This is a genomic window from Shewanella profunda (assembly GCF_023283765.1).
Lineage (GTDB): Bacteria > Pseudomonadota > Gammaproteobacteria > Enterobacterales > Shewanellaceae > Shewanella > Shewanella profunda.
The window spans coordinates 18,793-34,986 of record NZ_JAKILG010000048.1; the positions used below are offsets into that span (position 1 = coordinate 18,793).

The window sequence follows — 16,194 nt, forward strand, 5'->3', positions numbered from 1 at the left end:
CGAGGGATCCAAGATGGCAAAACCACTCACAATCACTAGCGGCCAGTCCCATTTTAGCTTGGCATGGCGCGCCTATTTTGAAATGACCAAACCCAAAGTCGTCGCCTTAATGTTGCTTACGGTATTAGTCGGCATGTGTTTAGCGGTACCCAATGCCGTCCCCCTACAGCCATTACTCGCAGGTATGCTCGGTATTGCCTTAATGGCAGGCTCAGCTGCTGCCTTAAATCATCTAATTGATCGACGCATCGATGGCATGATGGCTCGCACCTATAATCGCCCATTGCCCAAGGGACGAGTTTCAGCCAAGCGAGCCTTAATTTTTGCCGCCAGCATTGGGGGTTTAGGTTTTGTGGTTTTATATACTTTAGTTAATCCGCTCACTGCGTGGTTAACCTTCGCTAGCCTCATCGGCTATGCACTGGTTTACACAGCTTATTTAAAGCGGGCAACCTCGCAAAATATTGTCATTGGTGGCCTTGCGGGGGCGATGCCACCATTGCTGGGATGGACGGCTGTCACCAACCAATTCCATGGGCATGCATTACTGTTAGTGATCATTATTTTTACCTGGACTCCCCCTCACTTTTGGGCATTAGCCATTCACCGACGCGCTGAATATGCCAAAGTAGATATCCCAATGCTCCCTGTCACCCACGGGGTCGAATTTACTAAAACCTGTATCTTGCTTTATACGGTTTTACTTGCCATCGCCTGCCTATTACCCGTGTTAGTTGGCATGTGTGGGCCAGTGTATTTTGTCTGCTCTAGCTTACTCAGTACGGGATTTATCTATAAGGCTTGGCAACTTAAATATCGGGATCACGATGGCTTGGCGATGCAAGTATTTCGCTTCTCTATTTACCATTTAATGTTGTTATTTATGGCATTACTGCTCGACCATTATGTGTGGGGCTAACGCTATGCAGAAAAGCATTTTAATCATCGCCATTTTATTGATTGGCCTCGGTGGTTTATTCACGGTGCAATTTAATCCCCCCAAGCCTATCGAACTTGATAACGGATTTATATTTCCGCAAGCCTTTGAGATAGCGCCCTTTGAACTAGTCGATCAGCACAATAAGGCATTTACTAATGCGGATCTGCAAGGAAAATGGAATCTATTTTTTATCGGATTTACCTTTTGTCCCGATATTTGTCCGACTACCTTAAATAAACTTGCCGCGGCATACCCTGAACTCAATAAAATCGCGCCAATTCAAGTGGTGTTTTTATCCGTTGACCCTAATCGGGATACGCCGGAAAAATTACTGACCTATGTAAACTTTTTTAATACAGAATTTAAAGCGGTGACGGGTGAGCATACGCAGATATTTCCACTCACCCGTAGTCTAGGCCTAGCCTATGCCATGGTGGGTGAAGGGGATAATTATCAAGTTGACCATAGCGCTGGCTATGTATTGGTATCTCCTCAAGGAACACGAGTAGCCGTATTCAAACCTACGGCGACATTAGGGCAGCCGCCGCAAATATTAAATAACGAACTCATTAGCGATTTTGGCAAAATAGTCACGCAATACAAGCCAAGTCAATGATTACTCTTTAATCCAAGAGCCATCATCCCTAGGTCTTACCCAAGGCTGAGAAAACCAATAATAACCATTGCGGGTTTTACTGGGTGCAGTGCAGTTATAACGGGAGCGTCCCGCAGGCAATGCTGAATCGGCCTGTACGCTAAATTCAGTTTCGCTAAGCCAAGTTGGTGGTTTTGCTCCTTGCCCTTGGATGTAGCACATGACTTGTTTGGCAGAAATATCACTCATATCAAGCGTGATCCTAAGCTCTGGTCGCCATTGGCCGTTTTTTAACTCTGGGTCGCTCAGGTTTTGGGAAAGTACTGGCATATTGAGGCTATAAAGCTTGGCCTTTAGGCTCTTTAAATCCGCATATTGCCCTGCCACAGGAAAACGCGGTAACGCAGTCAATGGTGAATAAGGGCCCGCAGCGCCAGATTGCTGACCAAAGGCGACAAAGCCGTTCTGCGTTAACATATCCTGCAGCGCTTGATTATATTCACCGTAGGGATAGGCGAGCATTTTAAAATTATGACCCGTCGCATCCACGATAGCTTTTTCAGTATCGAGGATATTAGCCGTTACCCTCGCTAACCACTGTGCCTGTGATTCATTGTCTAATCTGCGGATCAAGTGCTCATGCGCCCAACTGTGGTTGGCAATATCAGCGCCTTCCTTTGATAACATGACAAGCTCATCCCAGGTCATCATCTCGGTAAACTTTTGTTTAATCGGCTCAATTGCCACAAACAAGGTGTAGGGGAATCCAAATTCCTTTAGGATAGGATGCGCCGTAGTGGCTATGCTGCGATAGCCATCGTCAAAGGTGATAGCAACGGTTTTAGCAGGTAAATCTTGTTTTTGCTTTATCGCTTCAACTACTTGATTAAGCGGGATCACCTTAAAGCCATCATCGGCCAAAAACTGCATTTGCTCACGAAATTGCGCAGGCGTAACGCTGGTTGCCGCAGGAGTGGTTTCTGACACATGGTGATATTGCAAAATCACTACGGCCTGGGTCGAAAACGTCATCAGTCCTAATAGGGCCAATAGCACAGATTTAACCATAGCGAACACCTCAAAAATTAATGAATGTAACTAAATTATCTTGGCTTGCGTTACTGCTCAATGGCAACAAAAATCGCCAACTGTTCGCGCTTGCCCTGCCGATGATCCTCTCAAACATCACTATTCCACTCTTAGGATTAGTGGATACGGCTGTTATAGGCCATCTAAGTGACGCCTATTATTTAGGGGGTGTTGCACTTGGGTCAACGATTATCACCTTAATCATTTGGTTATTGGGATTTCTGCGAATGGCGACTACAGGTCTGGTCGCCCAGGCCTATGGCGCAAATGATATTCACGCTCAACATAAACTCTTAGTTCAGGGTACCATCTTAGCCACATTGCTGGGGATAAGTGTTATTGCTTTGCAAGTCCCAATACTGAATTTAGCGCTAGGCTTGTCCGAAGCGAGTAGCGAGGTTGAGCATTATTGCCGCGAGTATTTTCAGGTTAGGATTTGGTCTACGCCCTTCGCTCTACTCAATTTAGTCATGCTTGGTTGGCTGTTGGGACGTCAGCAACCTAAAGCCGCCATGTGGCAACTCATACTCGCAAACTTAGCCAATATTATTCTCGACTTAGTGTTTGTGCTTGGCTTAGGGTGGGGAGTAAAAGGTGCCGCCCTCGCCTCGATATTTGCGGATCTGACGGCCTTCTCGGTCGCGCTCACTATGGTGCTACAACAACTCAAGCGCGCCCCATACTTTCATTTATCTCAGCTATTACCCCATGTAACGCTGACGGGGTATGGCAAATTACTTGGGCTCAACACAGATATTTTTATCCGTAGCTTATGTCTTCAAGCCGCCTTCGCGTTTATGACATTTCATGGTGCAGGCCTTGGTGACAATACTGTGGCCGCCAATGCTGTGTTATTGAATTTACTACTATTAATTTCCTACGCCTTAGATGGCATTGCCTACTATGCCGAGGCTGAGGTCGGCCGAGCCTATGGGCAAAAAAATACCCAACTATTAAGAGATACCGTGATCCTTGCATGGTGCTGGTCGGCCATTGCCGCGTTAGGGTTCTGCGTTGCGTTTAGTCTCTGGGGCAACAATATTATCGCCCTAATGACCAGTATTGATGAGGTAAAAACCACGGCGCAGACCTATCTTATCTGGTTAATCTTGTTACCTTTGTGGTCATTTAGCTCTTATCTTTTCGATGGTGTCTACATAGGTGCGGCTAAAGGTAAAGTCATGCGTAATAGCATGATATTCGCGACCTTTGGTGCTTTTTTCCCAACTTGGCTGTTGTTGCAGGATTTAGGTAATCACGCACTTTGGGCCGCCATGAGCGCATTCATGTTAACGAGAAGCCTCAGCCTGATAGGCCACTATCGTTTCAGCAAGGTTTTTACATAAAATAAATCTGTAAAGACAGTGGCTTACTACCGATAAACTTATTATGATGCAAAAATTACAAATGTAACTAACATGTGACGTACCAATGAAAAGGATTTTAGCTTTTTTACTACTGTGCCTACCCCTCCACACAGTCGCCAATACAGTACCGCAATTACCCGTCGAAGCCTTTGCGAGTATCCCCGATGTCAGCTATGTACAGCTCTCCCCCGATGGCAAAAAACTAGCTTCGGTGGTGCGTGTCGAGCAAACCAAACTTAAAGGCACGGTTGTCAGTATCTTAGATATAGATACCGGCGAGAAAACCTATCCACTACATACAGATAATCAAAAGTTCGTCATTTTATCGTTGCAATGGGCAAACGATAACACCTTGCTTATCAAAGCTAAATTTCCTGCAAACCGCTACGGAACACCGACCACAGAAACCCGCCTTGTTAAATATGATTTAACGACTAAAAAGACCTCAAGCGTATTAGCGCCGAGCGTCTTAGAACGCCTCAATTGGATACCACAACATCAAGGGCAAATCATCGATCTTATGCCAGATGACCCAGATACTATTTTGTTGTCATTGGACGGTATGGGTGAAAAAGTCGGTCAAGATAGTGTGCTTAAAGTCAATCTGGCGCAGGGAAGATCCTCTTATATTCAAAATGCTAAAAAAAATATCATCAGTTGGATCACCGATAGACAACACAAAGTCCGTATTTCTATCTATAACGATGATACTGAGTTCCGCATTTACGAACAGCCAGAGCAAAAGAGTGAGGCGCGCTTGCTCTGGACTTTTAAAGCTTTCTCCGAAGACATAGTATGGCCACTGGGTTTCGACGCCGATCCTAACATCCTCTTTGTACGCGCCTATCACAAAGGATTTGAAGCCATTTTCAAGGTCAATCTTACCGATCCTAAACTCACAAAAGAATTAGTGTATGCCAATGAAGATACTGATGTTGAAGGCGAATTACTCTATTCACAATTAAAACAAAAAGTAATTGGTATCAGTGAAGGTGACGGCGAAGAATATACTTTTTGGGATAAGGAGTACGCGGGTCTACAAAATGGCCTAAAAGCCGTTTTGCCCGATGCACACAACTACATTACGCAGTTCAGCGCCAATGAGCGTCGCTATATAGTGTATTCCACCAGTTCAACCGAGCCTGGTACCTATTATTTTGGTGATAGAGATGCCAAAGCTCTCTATCCCGTTGCAAATAGATATGGCCAACTCACGAGTGACTTGCTTGCCCAAACCCAATATTTATCTTACGAAGCAAGGGATAAATTAAAAATTGATGCCTATCTCACCGTCCCTAATGGGCTTGAAGCCAAACAGCTTCCGACTATTATTTTCCCCCACGGTGGCCCCATCAGTTATGACAGTAATGACTTTGATTACTGGGCACAATTTTTCGCTAACCGCGGTTATGCGGTCTTTAGAATGAACTTTAGGGGATCTGCTGGTTACGGTTATGAGTTTATGAAAGCCGGCCTGAAAAACTGGGGACTAGAAATGCAAAATGACGTAGAAGATGGAACTCGCTACTTGATAGACCAGGGTATTAGCGATCCTAAGCGCATTTGTATCGTCGGTGCCAGTTATGGCGGATACGCCGCATTAATGGGCGCGGCCATGGCGCCGGATCTATATCGCTGCGCGGTTAGCGTTGCCGGCGTTACCGATGTAGCCTATCTCGTGAAATCGAGCCGTAGATCTACCAACTATGAAGTGGTTAAAGAACAAGTCGGCTCAGATTTTGATGCACTTTATGACCGTTCTCCCATTAGTAAAGCAAGCAAAATTACCGTTCCAGTTCTTCTACTGCATGGCGATAAAGACAGAGTCGTTAGGGTACAACACAGCCGCGAAATGTACGATGAACTGAAGTCACTCAAGAAGCCCGTGGAATATATCGAGTTAGAAAATGGCGATCATCATCTCAGCAATAACGACCATAGATTAACCACATTTAAAGCACTCGATAGATTTTTGGCTGATAACCTGAAAACGCCACTATAGTTTGAGCGCCAACGATAAAAAACGCGACCTTATGTCGCGTTTTTTTATTTAAATTCAACAAACAAGGTTAAGCGTAGGAATGCTCACCGTGTTGGTGATCAGTAACGTCACGCACACCAGTCAATTCGCCAGGGAACAGGTCTAACAATTGTTTTTCGATACCATCTTTTAAGGTGATATCCACTTGAGAACAACCGTTACAGCCACCGCCAAATTGCAGCACAGCAACGCCCTCTTTAGTGATCTCAACTAACATGATATTGCCGCCGTGGCTCGCTAACTGAGGGTTGACTTCAGACTGGATCACATACTCGATACGTTCAACCAGAGGTGCATCGCCTGATACTTTACGCATTTTGGCATTAGGGGCTTTAAGTGTCAGTTGTGAACCTAATTGATCAGTCACAAAATCGATTGTTGCTTCTTCAAGGAAAGGCGCGCTCTTTTCATCAACCATAACGTTAAAGCCATTGAACTCAAGTTCAATATCATCACTTTCAACCGCATCAGGTGGACAATAGGACACACCACACTCTGCTTGGGCGGTACCAGGACTTATCACAAATACACGAATATGAGTGCCTTCAGGTTGATCTGCTAACAACTTAACAAAATGGGCTTGGGCCGCATCGGAAATAGTAATCATGAAAACCTGCTCCGTCAGGGGATACCTGAGTGTTTTAGTAAGAATTAGCCGTATGATACTCCGACTCACTGCCGCTTTGTAGTCCCTTGAATACCAAGTTTGTGGATTTTTGCAAAAGTGATCACGATTTAAGTGAGTCATTTTGATGACTAAAATGATTAACGCTCAGTTAATAAAAAATCAAATCACGCATTTAATGCTGTTAAAAATAACTATACCACATTGAAACTAATGAGCTTATCCATTATCTAAATCATCCAATAATCCTGGTGCTTCAGCTCTGGCTAAGCACCAAACCTGCACATGGATATAACGTGCTTCAAATAAACGCGCGATTTCAGAAACTGTCGTTCCCGTTGTCACCACGTCATCTACCAGTGCAATACGCTGATAGGCAAAATCATCATCTAAAATAAAAGCATCTTGTAAATTTCGCCTGCGCTGAGCCCCAGATAACCCAGCCTGTGGTCGAGTATTTTGTTGACGCGTTAACCCTTCACCTATTAATGGAAGCGTTAAGAGTTGAGACAACTCATGGGCAATAAGCCAAGCCTGATTGAACCCTCTTTGTTGCAATCGTTTAGGGTGCAATGGTACTGGTACTATCGCTTGGGGAAGCGTTAATAGGCCTTGCTGTTCAAGGTGGTTAATTCGCGCAACCAAAGCACGACAGAGCACGGGCAATGCAGCAAGTTGACCTTGGTACTTAATAGCACCAATCCAAGTTCCTAAACCTTGATGATAACTGCAGGGTGCAATGACTTTGCGGGGTGAATGCTTTTGGCATTCGCCGCAATAATTCATCTCAAGCTGCATAGACTTACCGCACCCGAGACAAATCGGGGTATGGTACAAACCCGTCTGCAGGCAAACCAAGCAAATACCAGTGTCAGGAGCTTGAATGGATTGGTGGCACAGCAGACAGCGGTTAGGTAAACTGCTCGCCAACCACCTTGTACTCAAGCGATACACTAAACGTAGAAGCCGATAGGTCTCCTGCGACCAAATCCTTTTGATATCGCGCGGCATAAATTCATTCCAATTGATTTTAGAGGCATTCAAGTGAATCAAGTGACAAGCGCCACTCAAGCACATTTGCATATCGAAACCAAAGGGCAAGGGCCAGATCTGGTGCTGCTCCATGGTTGGGGTGTTAACAGTGCAGTGTTTACTCCCTTACATGAGTCACTTTCTCAGTATAGGGTGCACTATGTCGATTTGCCTGGCTTTGGCTTAAGTCAGCCTGTTGAAGGCGATCTAACAGCTTGGGTTGATATATTAGTACAATCCCTGCCAGCAAATGCTATTTGGGCGGGTTGGTCATTAGGGGGATTAGTGGCCACTCAAGCTGCATTAAACTATCCCTCATATGTTAAAGGGCTTATCACTATCGCATCGTCCCCCTGTTTTATGGCAAGGGAGGATGAAGCTTGGCCAGGTATTCCCCCCCAAGTGCTAAGTCAATTTAGTGAACAACTTGGGCAAAATCTACCCCGTACCATAGAGCGTTTTCTCGCCATTCAGGCCATGGGTAGTGAAACCGCTAAAGAGGACATTAAACAACTGCGGGATCTTGTTCTTTCCCGCCCCTTGCCAGATACCAAAGCGCTAACCCAAGGTCTTAGTATGCTTAAAGATCTAGACCTAAGAACCCAAATACGAGAGCTACAACAGCCTTGGCTTAGGGTGTGGGGACGACTCGATGGTTTAGTGCCAAAGCGCGTACAGCCAAAAATGCCAATAGGTGACCAAGTTGAAGACGTGATGTTAGCCAAAGCTTCACACGCCCCCTTCTTTTCCCATCGCGACGATTTTTTACAAGTATTTTTGCCTTGGTTAGCAATACACACTCGCTAATGCTTTATCTTTAAGCAATTAGTGGCTAGTATTTAACCATTAGTGCTTCAAGGAATTTTCCATGTTAGTTGTCAGTAACTACCCACAAGTTCCGCTAGCGACCAGTAATGTCGCGACGGACTTAGCTCGGGTCGACAACCAACTTAAACCTGTGGTCATTCCTCCCCAAGCAACAACTAAAGGACACGAAGAAAGAGCCTTTAATCCACAGAATGAACGTACAGCGGATCAAGCCCAACAACAGGCGCGATTACTTGAACATAATCAGCAACAAGTTCAAGAAAAACAGCAGCAACAGCAATCTTCCCAACAGCAAAACCAGCAGCAACAGGAGAAAAAAGCCCCTGTTGTAGTGGCTGAGCGTGTGCAATCAAAAATGTTAAAGATTGCGACTCGAGGTCAAGCTGCATTGCAGCGTAAGGATATACGCTTAAAGGTGGGTCAAGCTGATATAACCAATCATGCAAATAGTAGCCCTAAAAACAATGTGACTAGCGTTGCTCTCCAGTCCACTCAAGCTGAATCCATTCAGTTCTATCAACAAGTTAGGCAAAGCATTAGCCAATTCTATGAGCAACAGACCCAGCCAGAGCCCGAGTCTGCCATGTCGACTTGGATTTAGTTTCTCCCATTTTCACCAAACAAAAATGCCGCTAAATAGCGGCATTTTTCAATTAAGATAAACCTTACTTCGGCAACCGATACAACTCTTGCTGATAGGCTAAACTGCCCCACAATGCCCAGCTTAAAGCTTTTTTCTCAAGCATTTTAGCCGCAGGGGCATAGTGAGTTAATTGCTCGGTTTTCTCATTATATTGAAAACCTTGAGCTGGTTTTTCTGGTTGTAAAATCACTACATCTTTGCCTTCCATCAGCGCAAAGTTTTTGTCGTATTGCATCAAAGCACGCCCGGGCCAGTCATCGCTCACTTTGGTTAAATCACGGCCAAGCATAGGGTATGAATCTGAAATACCAATCAAAGACAGCAGTGTTGGTGGCAAATCAATTTGACTCACTATTCGATGATCACGTTTCGGTGCAACATTGTCCCCTAGGATTAACCCTGGTATACGAAAACGCGAGACAGGCACTAGATCAGCACCTCCGACTCGGCTGTCATGGTCGGCAACAACGATAAAAATAGTATCCTTCCAGTAGTCAGCATTCTTTGCGAGTTTGAAAAACTCACCAATGGCATAGTCGGCATATTTGGCCGCATTGTTGCGAGTTTGCTTCGGTTGCTCATAGAGATCGATACGATCATCAGGAAACTCGAATGGATCATGATTAGTTGAACTAAAGACTAAACTAAAGAATGGCTTACCTTCACTGTGTAGACGTTCAAACTCGCTGTTCGCCTTACGCATAAGATCTTCATCTGAAACTCCCCAAGACCCCACAAAAGCAGGCGACTGATAATCTTTTTGATCTATGATGTCGCTAAAACCATTACCTAAGAAAAAGCTGCGCATATTATCGAAATGGCTCTCACCGCCATAGATAAACTGCGTTGTATAACCATGATTTTTAAGCAGTTCAGCAATAGAAAAAAAGCCTGTTTGACTCTTACCTAGCTTAACCACAGACCGCGCGGGTGTCGGCGTAAAACCCGTTGTTACAGCTTCGATTCCACGCACAGAACGAGTACCAGTGGCATATAAATTATCAAAATACCAACCCTCCTGAGATAAGGAATCGATATTGGGTGTCAGTGGTAAACCACCTAAACTACCCACAAAACGTGCACCTAAACTTTCTTGCAATAGGATAACCAAGTTCTTTGGCTTACCCACATAACTGGCTTGGTTAAAGCTGAGCGAAGGTATATCTGTTGACGTAAACGCACTTTCTAGACGACCACTTTGCTGCCTTATGGTGGCAATAATCTCAGCGTTATCTAACTCGCCATAAACCTTTGATGCATCCTCTTCGTCTCCCATTTGCTTGATGGCAAAAACTAACGAATAGGATGAATTAGTCACAAGTGAGTTAACTAATGGATCGTCAGCAAAAGCGACCATGGCAGGATTCAGTGGTCGATGACCTAAGGTTGAACGAGCCCCCATAAATGTTACTACCACCACGAGCACCGCAAGCACTGGGCGCCAATACCAGCGAGGGAAACGTAAATTGCTCGTTAGCTTGCCACTTAACACCCATCCACCCCAAAGGGTCGCAATGGTCAGGATCACGGAGAAAATCAGTTCAAGTTTTCGACCCGCCCACAACATAGAAATCACTTCTTTGGGGTAGATTAAATATTCCACATACAAGCGGTTGGGACGAATACCATATTCTTCGATAAAAGCTGGGGTTGATACTTCTAAAAATAAAATGACCCATAGGCCTAAGGTCAACCACACCCGTAAAATCGGCTGCCACAGACGACCAATAAAGTGATCACCAGAAAATAAAGCCGTACCAAGTGCAGCTATACCCCACAACCAACACAAAGTGGCGATATCGACACGCAATCCTTGTAATAAAAGGTGTGGCCAACCATTCACTGCAGCCACACGATCGGCCTGCCAAAACCCAAAGCCTATACGGCTTATGGTCGCAATCAGTAGTACTAATAAGCAGAAAATAAGGATGGCGCGAAAAGGCCCGTGGGCGTGGTGGCGTCCGCGAGCAGATGAACCTGACAACATGTATTACTCCAAAACAATCAACGTTCACTCAGCTTTGGAGTGTCAATTTGAGAAAATGAATAAAAAAGTACTTCTATGACAACCAACTTTTCTTAAGGTTGCATTAAATGCTGACTTTATATTATCTAAAGCGACATTTATGCAATAACTTTGTAAATGATAGGTAAAAAGTGTCGACTCGGACACAGGCATGTCCGAGTCAGAACGAGTGAGGTTTACTTTTTCAGTTTAGCGAAAGCATCGGCAAAGGCGTTACCCATAGCAGCATTAGCGGGCGCTTTCGGTGTTGGCTTTTGGGCTGGGCGTGCGGGTTTACCAGACAGAGCCGGTTTGTGATTAGCTTTAGTTTGCGATGAATGCTTAACCTGAGCCTTACTTTGATCAATCGCTTCGTCCAAGCGCATGCTCAAACCAATACGGCGGCGCTCAACGTCCACCTCCATCACTTTGACCTTTACCACATCACCCGCTTTCACTACTGTGTGGGGATCGCTGATAAATTTATCGGTCAATGAGGAAATGTGTACTAAACCGTCTTGATGCACACCGATATCGACAAAGGCACCAAAGTTAGTCACGTTCGTCACTACACCTTCGAGGATCATTTCGGGTTTGAGATGCTTAAGTTCTTCAATCCCATCTTTAAACTTAGCGGTTTTAAACTCACCGCGGGGATCGCGCCCCGGTTTATCCAGCTCGGCTAAAATATCGGTCACTGTGGGTAGACCAAATTCCGGCGTGATGAACTCCTGTGCATTAATCGTTCGTAATAGATCTGAGTTGCCAATAAGACTAGCCAAATCCACCTGTTTCGTTTTCGCTATAGTTTCCACCAGCGAATAGGCTTCAGGATGCACTGCAGACATATCGAGTGGATTGTCACCCTCGCGAATACGTAAAAAACCCGCCGCTTGCTCATAGGCCTTAGGCCCTAAACGCGGAACTTTAAGCAGCTCTTTACGGTTTTTAAACTGACCATTAGCATCGCGGTAATCGACCACATTTTTGGCTAACGTCTTATTTAAACCCGCCACCTGCGACAGTAACGGCACAGATGCCATATTCAAATCTACACCCACGCCGTTTACACAATCTTCAACCACGACTTCAAGCGAGCTAGATAATTGGCTTTGGCTGACATCGTGCTGATATTGACCAACCCCGATTGACTTAGGCTCAATTTTCACTAACTCAGCCAGAGGATCTTGTAAACGACGGGCGATAGAAACCGCACCACGAATGGATACATCGAGTTCCGGAAATTCTAGCGCCGCTAATTCCGAAGCAGAATAAACCGAAGCGCCCGCTTCACTCACCATCACCTTAGTTAAATGTGGATGGGTGTCCTTAACGCTGGCAATTAATTCAGCGGCAAGTTTGTCGGTTTCGCGGGAAGCCGTACCGTTACCAATCGCAATCAATTCAACCTTGTGCATGTTAACTAGGTTAGCCAAGGTGCGAATCGATTTTTCCCATAAATTTTGCGGCGCATGGGGGAAAATTGTCGCATGGCAGAGGAGTTTACCCGTGTTATCAACCACGGCCACTTTAACGCCAGTACGTAAACCAGGGTCGAGTCCCATGGTGGCTTTTGCGCCTGCGGGAGCCGCCATCAGTAAATCGCCTAAGTTACGGGCGAACACTTTAATGGCTTCGGCTTCGGCACGTTCACGCATTTGCGAAATAAACTCGGTTTCCATTTGCAGGGCTATCTTGATGCGCCATGTTGCCGTCACTACGGTTTTTAGCCATTGGTCAACACTGCTATCGCCCAGTTTTAGGCCTAAATGGTCAGTAATAATCACTTCACAGTAACTGCCCTGACCTGCTTGCGCAGCAGGATCGGTATTCATTGATAAAGATAAAAAGCCTTCATTGCGACCGCGCAGCATAGCCAAAGCTCGGTGGGATGGCACTTTGGATAACAACTCATTGTGCTCGAAATAGTCACGGAATTTAGCGCCATCTTTTTCTTTACCCGCGATCACACGGCTTTCTAATACGCTGTTTTGGCTTAAATGCTCACGCACTTTGCGCAATAGTTCCGCATCTTCGGCATAGCGTTCCATCAAAATATAACGGGCACCTTCGAGCACGGCTTTAGTATCGGCAAAACCAGCATTTTCATTGATATAATCCGCAGCCAGCGCTTCGGTATCGGCATTGCGATCCGCAAGCAGTGCATCGGCTAATGGTTCAAGACCCGCTTCAATGGCGATTTGCCCTTTAGTACGGCGCTTAGGTTTGAAGGGTAAATAGAGATCTTCGAGGCGAGTTTTACTGTCGGCACTGTCGATAGCAAATTGCAACTCTGCGGTTAATTTACCTTGAGCCTGAATACTAGATAAAATCACTTGGCGTCTATCGTTCAACTCTCGCAGATAGGCTAAACGGCTATGTAGAGTACGTAATTGGGTATCGTCTAAGCCGCCAGTGGCTTCTTTACGGTAGCGCGCCACAAAGGGAACCGTAGCCCCATCGTCGAGCAATGCTATGGTCGCGGTAACTTGCTGCTCACGAACATTCAGTTCTTGAGCAATGATTTGAGCGATGTTATGAGCAATGGTTTGGGCAGTCGTTTGCATAAATAAAATATCGTGTTTAACGGTGAGTCGTAATTGCGCCCAAGATACCACAGGCGCAGGATCAATTTCATGCTAATGCCTAGATTAAAACCTAGGGCAAATCACAGATGTTGCCATACCGACGTAAAACCGCAGGTACGATATACCGGTATTGCAACCTTTTGCTAATCTGGCTTAGCAATTGAGGAAGTTTCAAAAGGGGTATACCGGATTTGGTTGATATACCACTCTTTTGGACCCGATGGCGTTTGTACAACGACTTCATCGTCCACTTGCTTGCCAATTAAGGCGCGCGCCATAGGCGAGTCGATAGTGATATAACCGAGTTTAGTGTCGAGTTCATCTTTGCCGACAATGCGGTAACGCACCCGTTCACCTTCTTCATTCTCAAGCTCGAACCAAGCACCGAAGTAAATTTTACCTTCCTGCTGCGGTGAATAGTCGACGATTTTTAACTCTTCAAGACGCTTAACCAAATAGCGAACACGGCTATCTATTTGACGCAAAAGGCGTTTGTTATAAGTGTATTAGTTCCCCTAACAACATCATACTAAATACATCGTTATCTTCTCAATGAGATCATTTTTTTTAATAATTTTTAGCACTTTGACAAAATAAGAATCCCCAACTATATACTTTATACTATTAATTTGTTGGTATAAAAATGCCTTCAGTTCGAAAGCTCAATGTTGCATTTACAGCTTCTCATGCAACTACAGCAATAAAACTTCCTGCCCTTTTCACTGAAAATGGCTTACTCATTTCTCATTTAAGATTTCTCTTCTCAAAACGAAATAAATCCCAATCTTGGATTGAACGGAATACGTTTGCAATTCAGCTACTTTTGAAGTTCATAGATGCACATCAACATTCAGACATGTCTGCAACTGAGTTGCTCCAATCTTTCGTTGATGCCCTAAACTTTGGAACTTTAGACAATGAACAAATTGATGAATTAAACCTTTACTGGTTCCCTCGAAGAGTTGCTGATGTGAATACTCTGCTAAGTCATATCAACTTGTATTGCGATTACATTGATGGAATTTATGGGCACGAATTACCCAACTTAAATCCCCTGAGGCGGTCAACTAAGGCAGAAGAAAGAATCCGATGGTGTGCCTACTACAAACGTCAATCGAACTGCTTTTTAAACCACTTAAATCACCCATCGCCAAACAAATTTGCAATGAGTCGTAGAGTGCAAGCGCCAAACTCTCATATGCTTTCGATTGAATCCGTGTCCCGCTTTCCAGACGAGCACTTTGAACGATTATTACAATACGGATTTACAAAACCTGCAGGAGAATTCGATTTAGGCAGCATACTCATCGTGATGCTTATGCACTATGGTGGCCTAAGACTATCCGAATGCTTCCACATCTATACTCATGATGTTGCGATTGATAATAAAACTGGCGCTACGATCATTTCAGTGTTTCATCCAAGCGACGGGGCCAGTCCATTGCCTAATTTTACTAACCGTCGCGATTATTTAAATCTACAGTTTCATCTTAAGCCCCGAAATGAATATCAACGCTCACACAGACTTTTTTCGGGCTGGAAAGGAGCACTGCTTACTGCTCGTAACCTTTCATTTAATGTCATGATATTTCCCTACACTAAAGCGGTCGAATTTACTGGCCTGCTAAGAGATTATCTATCTGCCAGAGTAAATGGCGATCACCCTTATCTTTTTACCAACAGCAAAGGACAACCCGAATCCAAAAAAAACTTTATAAAAAAGTATCAAAAATCAATAGAACGTATAGGACTAGATTCGGATAAGCATCAGGGAACCAGTCCACACTCTCACAGACACTCGTATGGTTATAGGCTCGCGACCTCGGGGTTCAATCAATTAGAAATTCAAAAAGCAATGCACCATAAAAACCCAGAAAGTTGCTTGGTGTATATAAAACCTCAAGACTATGAAATTAGAGAAAAAATCAGGGAGATGAACCTATGAAAAAATGTTTTTATGCTTCGCTAGCAGAAGCCCAACAGGCTACCCAAGCCCTTGGCATCGCCTCACAGGCAGAATACCAGCAGCGACACCTTGAAAACCCGCGACTGCCCAGTCGCCCCGAATGTGACCTATTCCGCCAACTGGCAATCCTGGCCCACATTTTTAGGTAAAGAAGAAAAAACATTCCATCCCTCCTTCACAGAAGCTCAGCTGGTCGCTCAAACGCTAGGCATCACTTCAGAGCCTGAATACCAAAAGCGTTACCACGAAGACCCGCGTCTGCCCCGAAGCCCTGGGAGAAATGTCGAATAAACCTGGGAACCATAAAACACAGAAAGTTGTTTGTTGTAATTTCAACCTCAACACTATGAAATTATAGAAAAGCTGTAAGCGTCCGGGCAACTACACCTATCTTTTAAAATTCCATGGTAACAGGCTGTCTATATCCGGTGCTGGTTGGCACAGTTCATTAAGGCAAGCCATGATGTAATCAAAT

14 protein-coding genes and 1 pseudogene are annotated in these 16,194 nt (G+C 44.8%); 9 read left to right on the forward strand and 6 right to left on the reverse strand.

Translation table 11 applies throughout. From position 1 onward, the window contains the following. The first annotated feature begins 13 nt into the window (after positions 1-13). Both cyoE and L2744_RS17965 read left to right on the forward strand, forming a co-directional pair. Positions 14-919, forward strand: coding sequence for a heme o synthase (gene cyoE, locus L2744_RS17960; RefSeq protein WP_248993191.1), 906 nt, complete (start codon positions 14-16; stop codon positions 917-919). A gap of 4 nt (positions 920-923) precedes the next feature. After that, positions 924-1,556 (forward strand): SCO family protein, encoded by a 633-nt coding sequence (locus L2744_RS17965; protein ID WP_248993192.1) that lies wholly within the window; start codon positions 924-926, stop codon positions 1,554-1,556. Here L2744_RS17965 and L2744_RS17970 read toward each other — a convergent pair whose 3' ends face one another. Then, positions 1,557-2,603 carry a polysaccharide deacetylase family protein gene (locus tag L2744_RS17970; protein ID WP_248993193.1) on the reverse strand — a complete coding sequence of 349 codons (1,047 nt, stop codon included), beginning with the start codon at positions 2,601-2,603 and terminating at the stop codon, positions 1,557-1,559. A 20-nt stretch (positions 2,604-2,623) separates the two neighbouring features. Between L2744_RS17970 and L2744_RS17975 the strand changes: the two genes are divergently transcribed. Continuing rightward, positions 2,624-3,970, forward strand: coding sequence for an MATE family efflux transporter (locus L2744_RS17975; RefSeq protein WP_248993194.1), 1,347 nt, complete (start codon positions 2,624-2,626; stop codon positions 3,968-3,970). An 85-nt stretch (positions 3,971-4,055) separates the two neighbouring features. Next, complete coding sequence (locus tag L2744_RS17980; protein WP_248993195.1) at positions 4,056-5,993, forward strand: alpha/beta hydrolase family protein; 1,938 nt, start codon at positions 4,056-4,058, stop codon at positions 5,991-5,993. Positions 5,994-6,060: 67 nt separating this feature from the next. On the opposite strand, the gene nfuA is transcribed toward L2744_RS17980, so the two are convergent. Together nfuA and L2744_RS17990 are read right to left on the reverse strand one after the other, a co-directional pair. Beyond that, complete coding sequence (gene nfuA / locus L2744_RS17985; RefSeq protein WP_248993196.1) at positions 6,061-6,639, reverse strand: Fe-S biogenesis protein NfuA; 579 nt, start codon at positions 6,637-6,639, stop codon at positions 6,061-6,063. A 237-nt stretch (positions 6,640-6,876) separates the two neighbouring features. After that, positions 6,877-7,668 (reverse strand): ComFC family protein, encoded by a 792-nt coding sequence (locus tag L2744_RS17990; RefSeq protein ID WP_248993197.1) that lies wholly within the window; start codon positions 7,666-7,668, stop codon positions 6,877-6,879. 33 nt (positions 7,669-7,701) lie between these two features. Here L2744_RS17990 and bioH point away from each other — a divergent pair, with 33 nt between their 5' ends. Beyond that, positions 7,702-8,496, forward strand: a complete 795-nt coding sequence (gene bioH, locus L2744_RS17995) for a pimeloyl-ACP methyl ester esterase BioH (protein ID WP_248993198.1) — start codon at positions 7,702-7,704, stop codon at positions 8,494-8,496. Between the two features lie 61 nt (positions 8,497-8,557). Next, a complete protein-coding gene (locus L2744_RS18000; RefSeq protein ID WP_248993199.1) occupies positions 8,558-9,118 on the forward strand; it encodes a hypothetical protein in 561 nt (186 codons plus the stop codon). Between the two features lie 64 nt (positions 9,119-9,182). Here the strand turns inward: L2744_RS18000 and L2744_RS18005 are convergent, their stop codons facing one another. The 3 genes and pseudogenes from L2744_RS18005 to L2744_RS18015 all read right to left on the reverse strand — a co-directional run. Further along, complete coding sequence (locus L2744_RS18005; RefSeq protein WP_248993200.1) at positions 9,183-11,147, reverse strand: LTA synthase family protein; 1,965 nt, start codon at positions 11,145-11,147, stop codon at positions 9,183-9,185. Between the two features lie 215 nt (positions 11,148-11,362). Next, positions 11,363-13,732 (reverse strand): Tex family protein, encoded by a 2,370-nt coding sequence (locus L2744_RS18010; protein WP_248993201.1) that lies wholly within the window; start codon positions 13,730-13,732, stop codon positions 11,363-11,365. Positions 13,733-13,896: 164 nt separating this feature from the next. Continuing rightward, positions 13,897-14,259: pseudogene (locus tag L2744_RS18015) on the reverse strand (GreA/GreB family elongation factor); the annotation flags it as partial. A gap of 137 nt (positions 14,260-14,396) precedes the next feature. Between L2744_RS18015 and gmtY the strand changes: the two are divergent. From gmtY to L2744_RS18030, 3 genes are read left to right on the forward strand one after another with little or no spacing between them, the layout of a single operon-like run. After that, entirely contained in the window at positions 14,397-15,698 is a 1,302-nt protein-coding gene (gmtY, locus tag L2744_RS18020; protein ID WP_248993202.1) for a gamma-mobile-trio recombinase GmtY, read from the forward strand. Next, positions 15,695-15,868 carry a hypothetical protein gene (locus tag L2744_RS18025; protein WP_248993205.1) on the forward strand — a complete coding sequence of 58 codons (174 nt, stop codon included), beginning with the start codon at positions 15,695-15,697 and terminating at the stop codon, positions 15,866-15,868. The genes gmtY and L2744_RS18025 overlap by 4 nt, the downstream gene beginning before the upstream one ends. Then, a complete protein-coding gene (locus L2744_RS18030; RefSeq protein ID WP_248993204.1) occupies positions 15,822-16,010 on the forward strand; it encodes an integrase repeat-containing protein in 189 nt (62 codons plus the stop codon). The genes L2744_RS18025 and L2744_RS18030 overlap by 47 nt, the downstream gene beginning before the upstream one ends. The last annotated feature ends 184 nt before the right edge of the window (positions 16,011-16,194 follow it).

Coding starts and splice junctions, on each gene's coding strand:
- cyoE (WP_248993191.1), top strand. CDS start 14: ATGGCAAAACCACTCACAATCACTAGCGGCCAGTCCCATTTTAGCTTG.
- L2744_RS17965 (WP_248993192.1), top strand. CDS start 924: ATGCAGAAAAGCATTTTAATCATCGCCATTTTATTGATTGGCCTCGGT.
- L2744_RS17970 (WP_248993193.1), bottom strand. CDS start 2,603: ATGGTTAAATCTGTGCTATTGGCCCTATTAGGACTGATGACGTTTTCG.
- L2744_RS17975 (WP_248993194.1), top strand. CDS start 2,624: ATGAATGTAACTAAATTATCTTGGCTTGCGTTACTGCTCAATGGCAAC.
- L2744_RS17980 (WP_248993195.1), top strand. CDS start 4,056: ATGAAAAGGATTTTAGCTTTTTTACTACTGTGCCTACCCCTCCACACA.
- nfuA (WP_248993196.1), bottom strand. CDS start 6,639: ATGATTACTATTTCCGATGCGGCCCAAGCCCATTTTGTTAAGTTGTTA.
- L2744_RS17990 (WP_248993197.1), bottom strand. CDS start 7,668: ATGCCGCGCGATATCAAAAGGATTTGGTCGCAGGAGACCTATCGGCTT.
- L2744_RS18000 (WP_248993199.1), top strand. CDS start 8,558: ATGTTAGTTGTCAGTAACTACCCACAAGTTCCGCTAGCGACCAGTAAT.
- L2744_RS18005 (WP_248993200.1), bottom strand. CDS start 11,147: ATGTTGTCAGGTTCATCTGCTCGCGGACGCCACCACGCCCACGGGCCT.
- L2744_RS18010 (WP_248993201.1), bottom strand. CDS start 13,732: ATGCAAACGACTGCCCAAACCATTGCTCATAACATCGCTCAAATCATT.
- gmtY (WP_248993202.1), top strand. CDS start 14,397: ATGCCTTCAGTTCGAAAGCTCAATGTTGCATTTACAGCTTCTCATGCA.
- L2744_RS18025 (WP_248993205.1), top strand. CDS start 15,695: ATGAAAAAATGTTTTTATGCTTCGCTAGCAGAAGCCCAACAGGCTACC.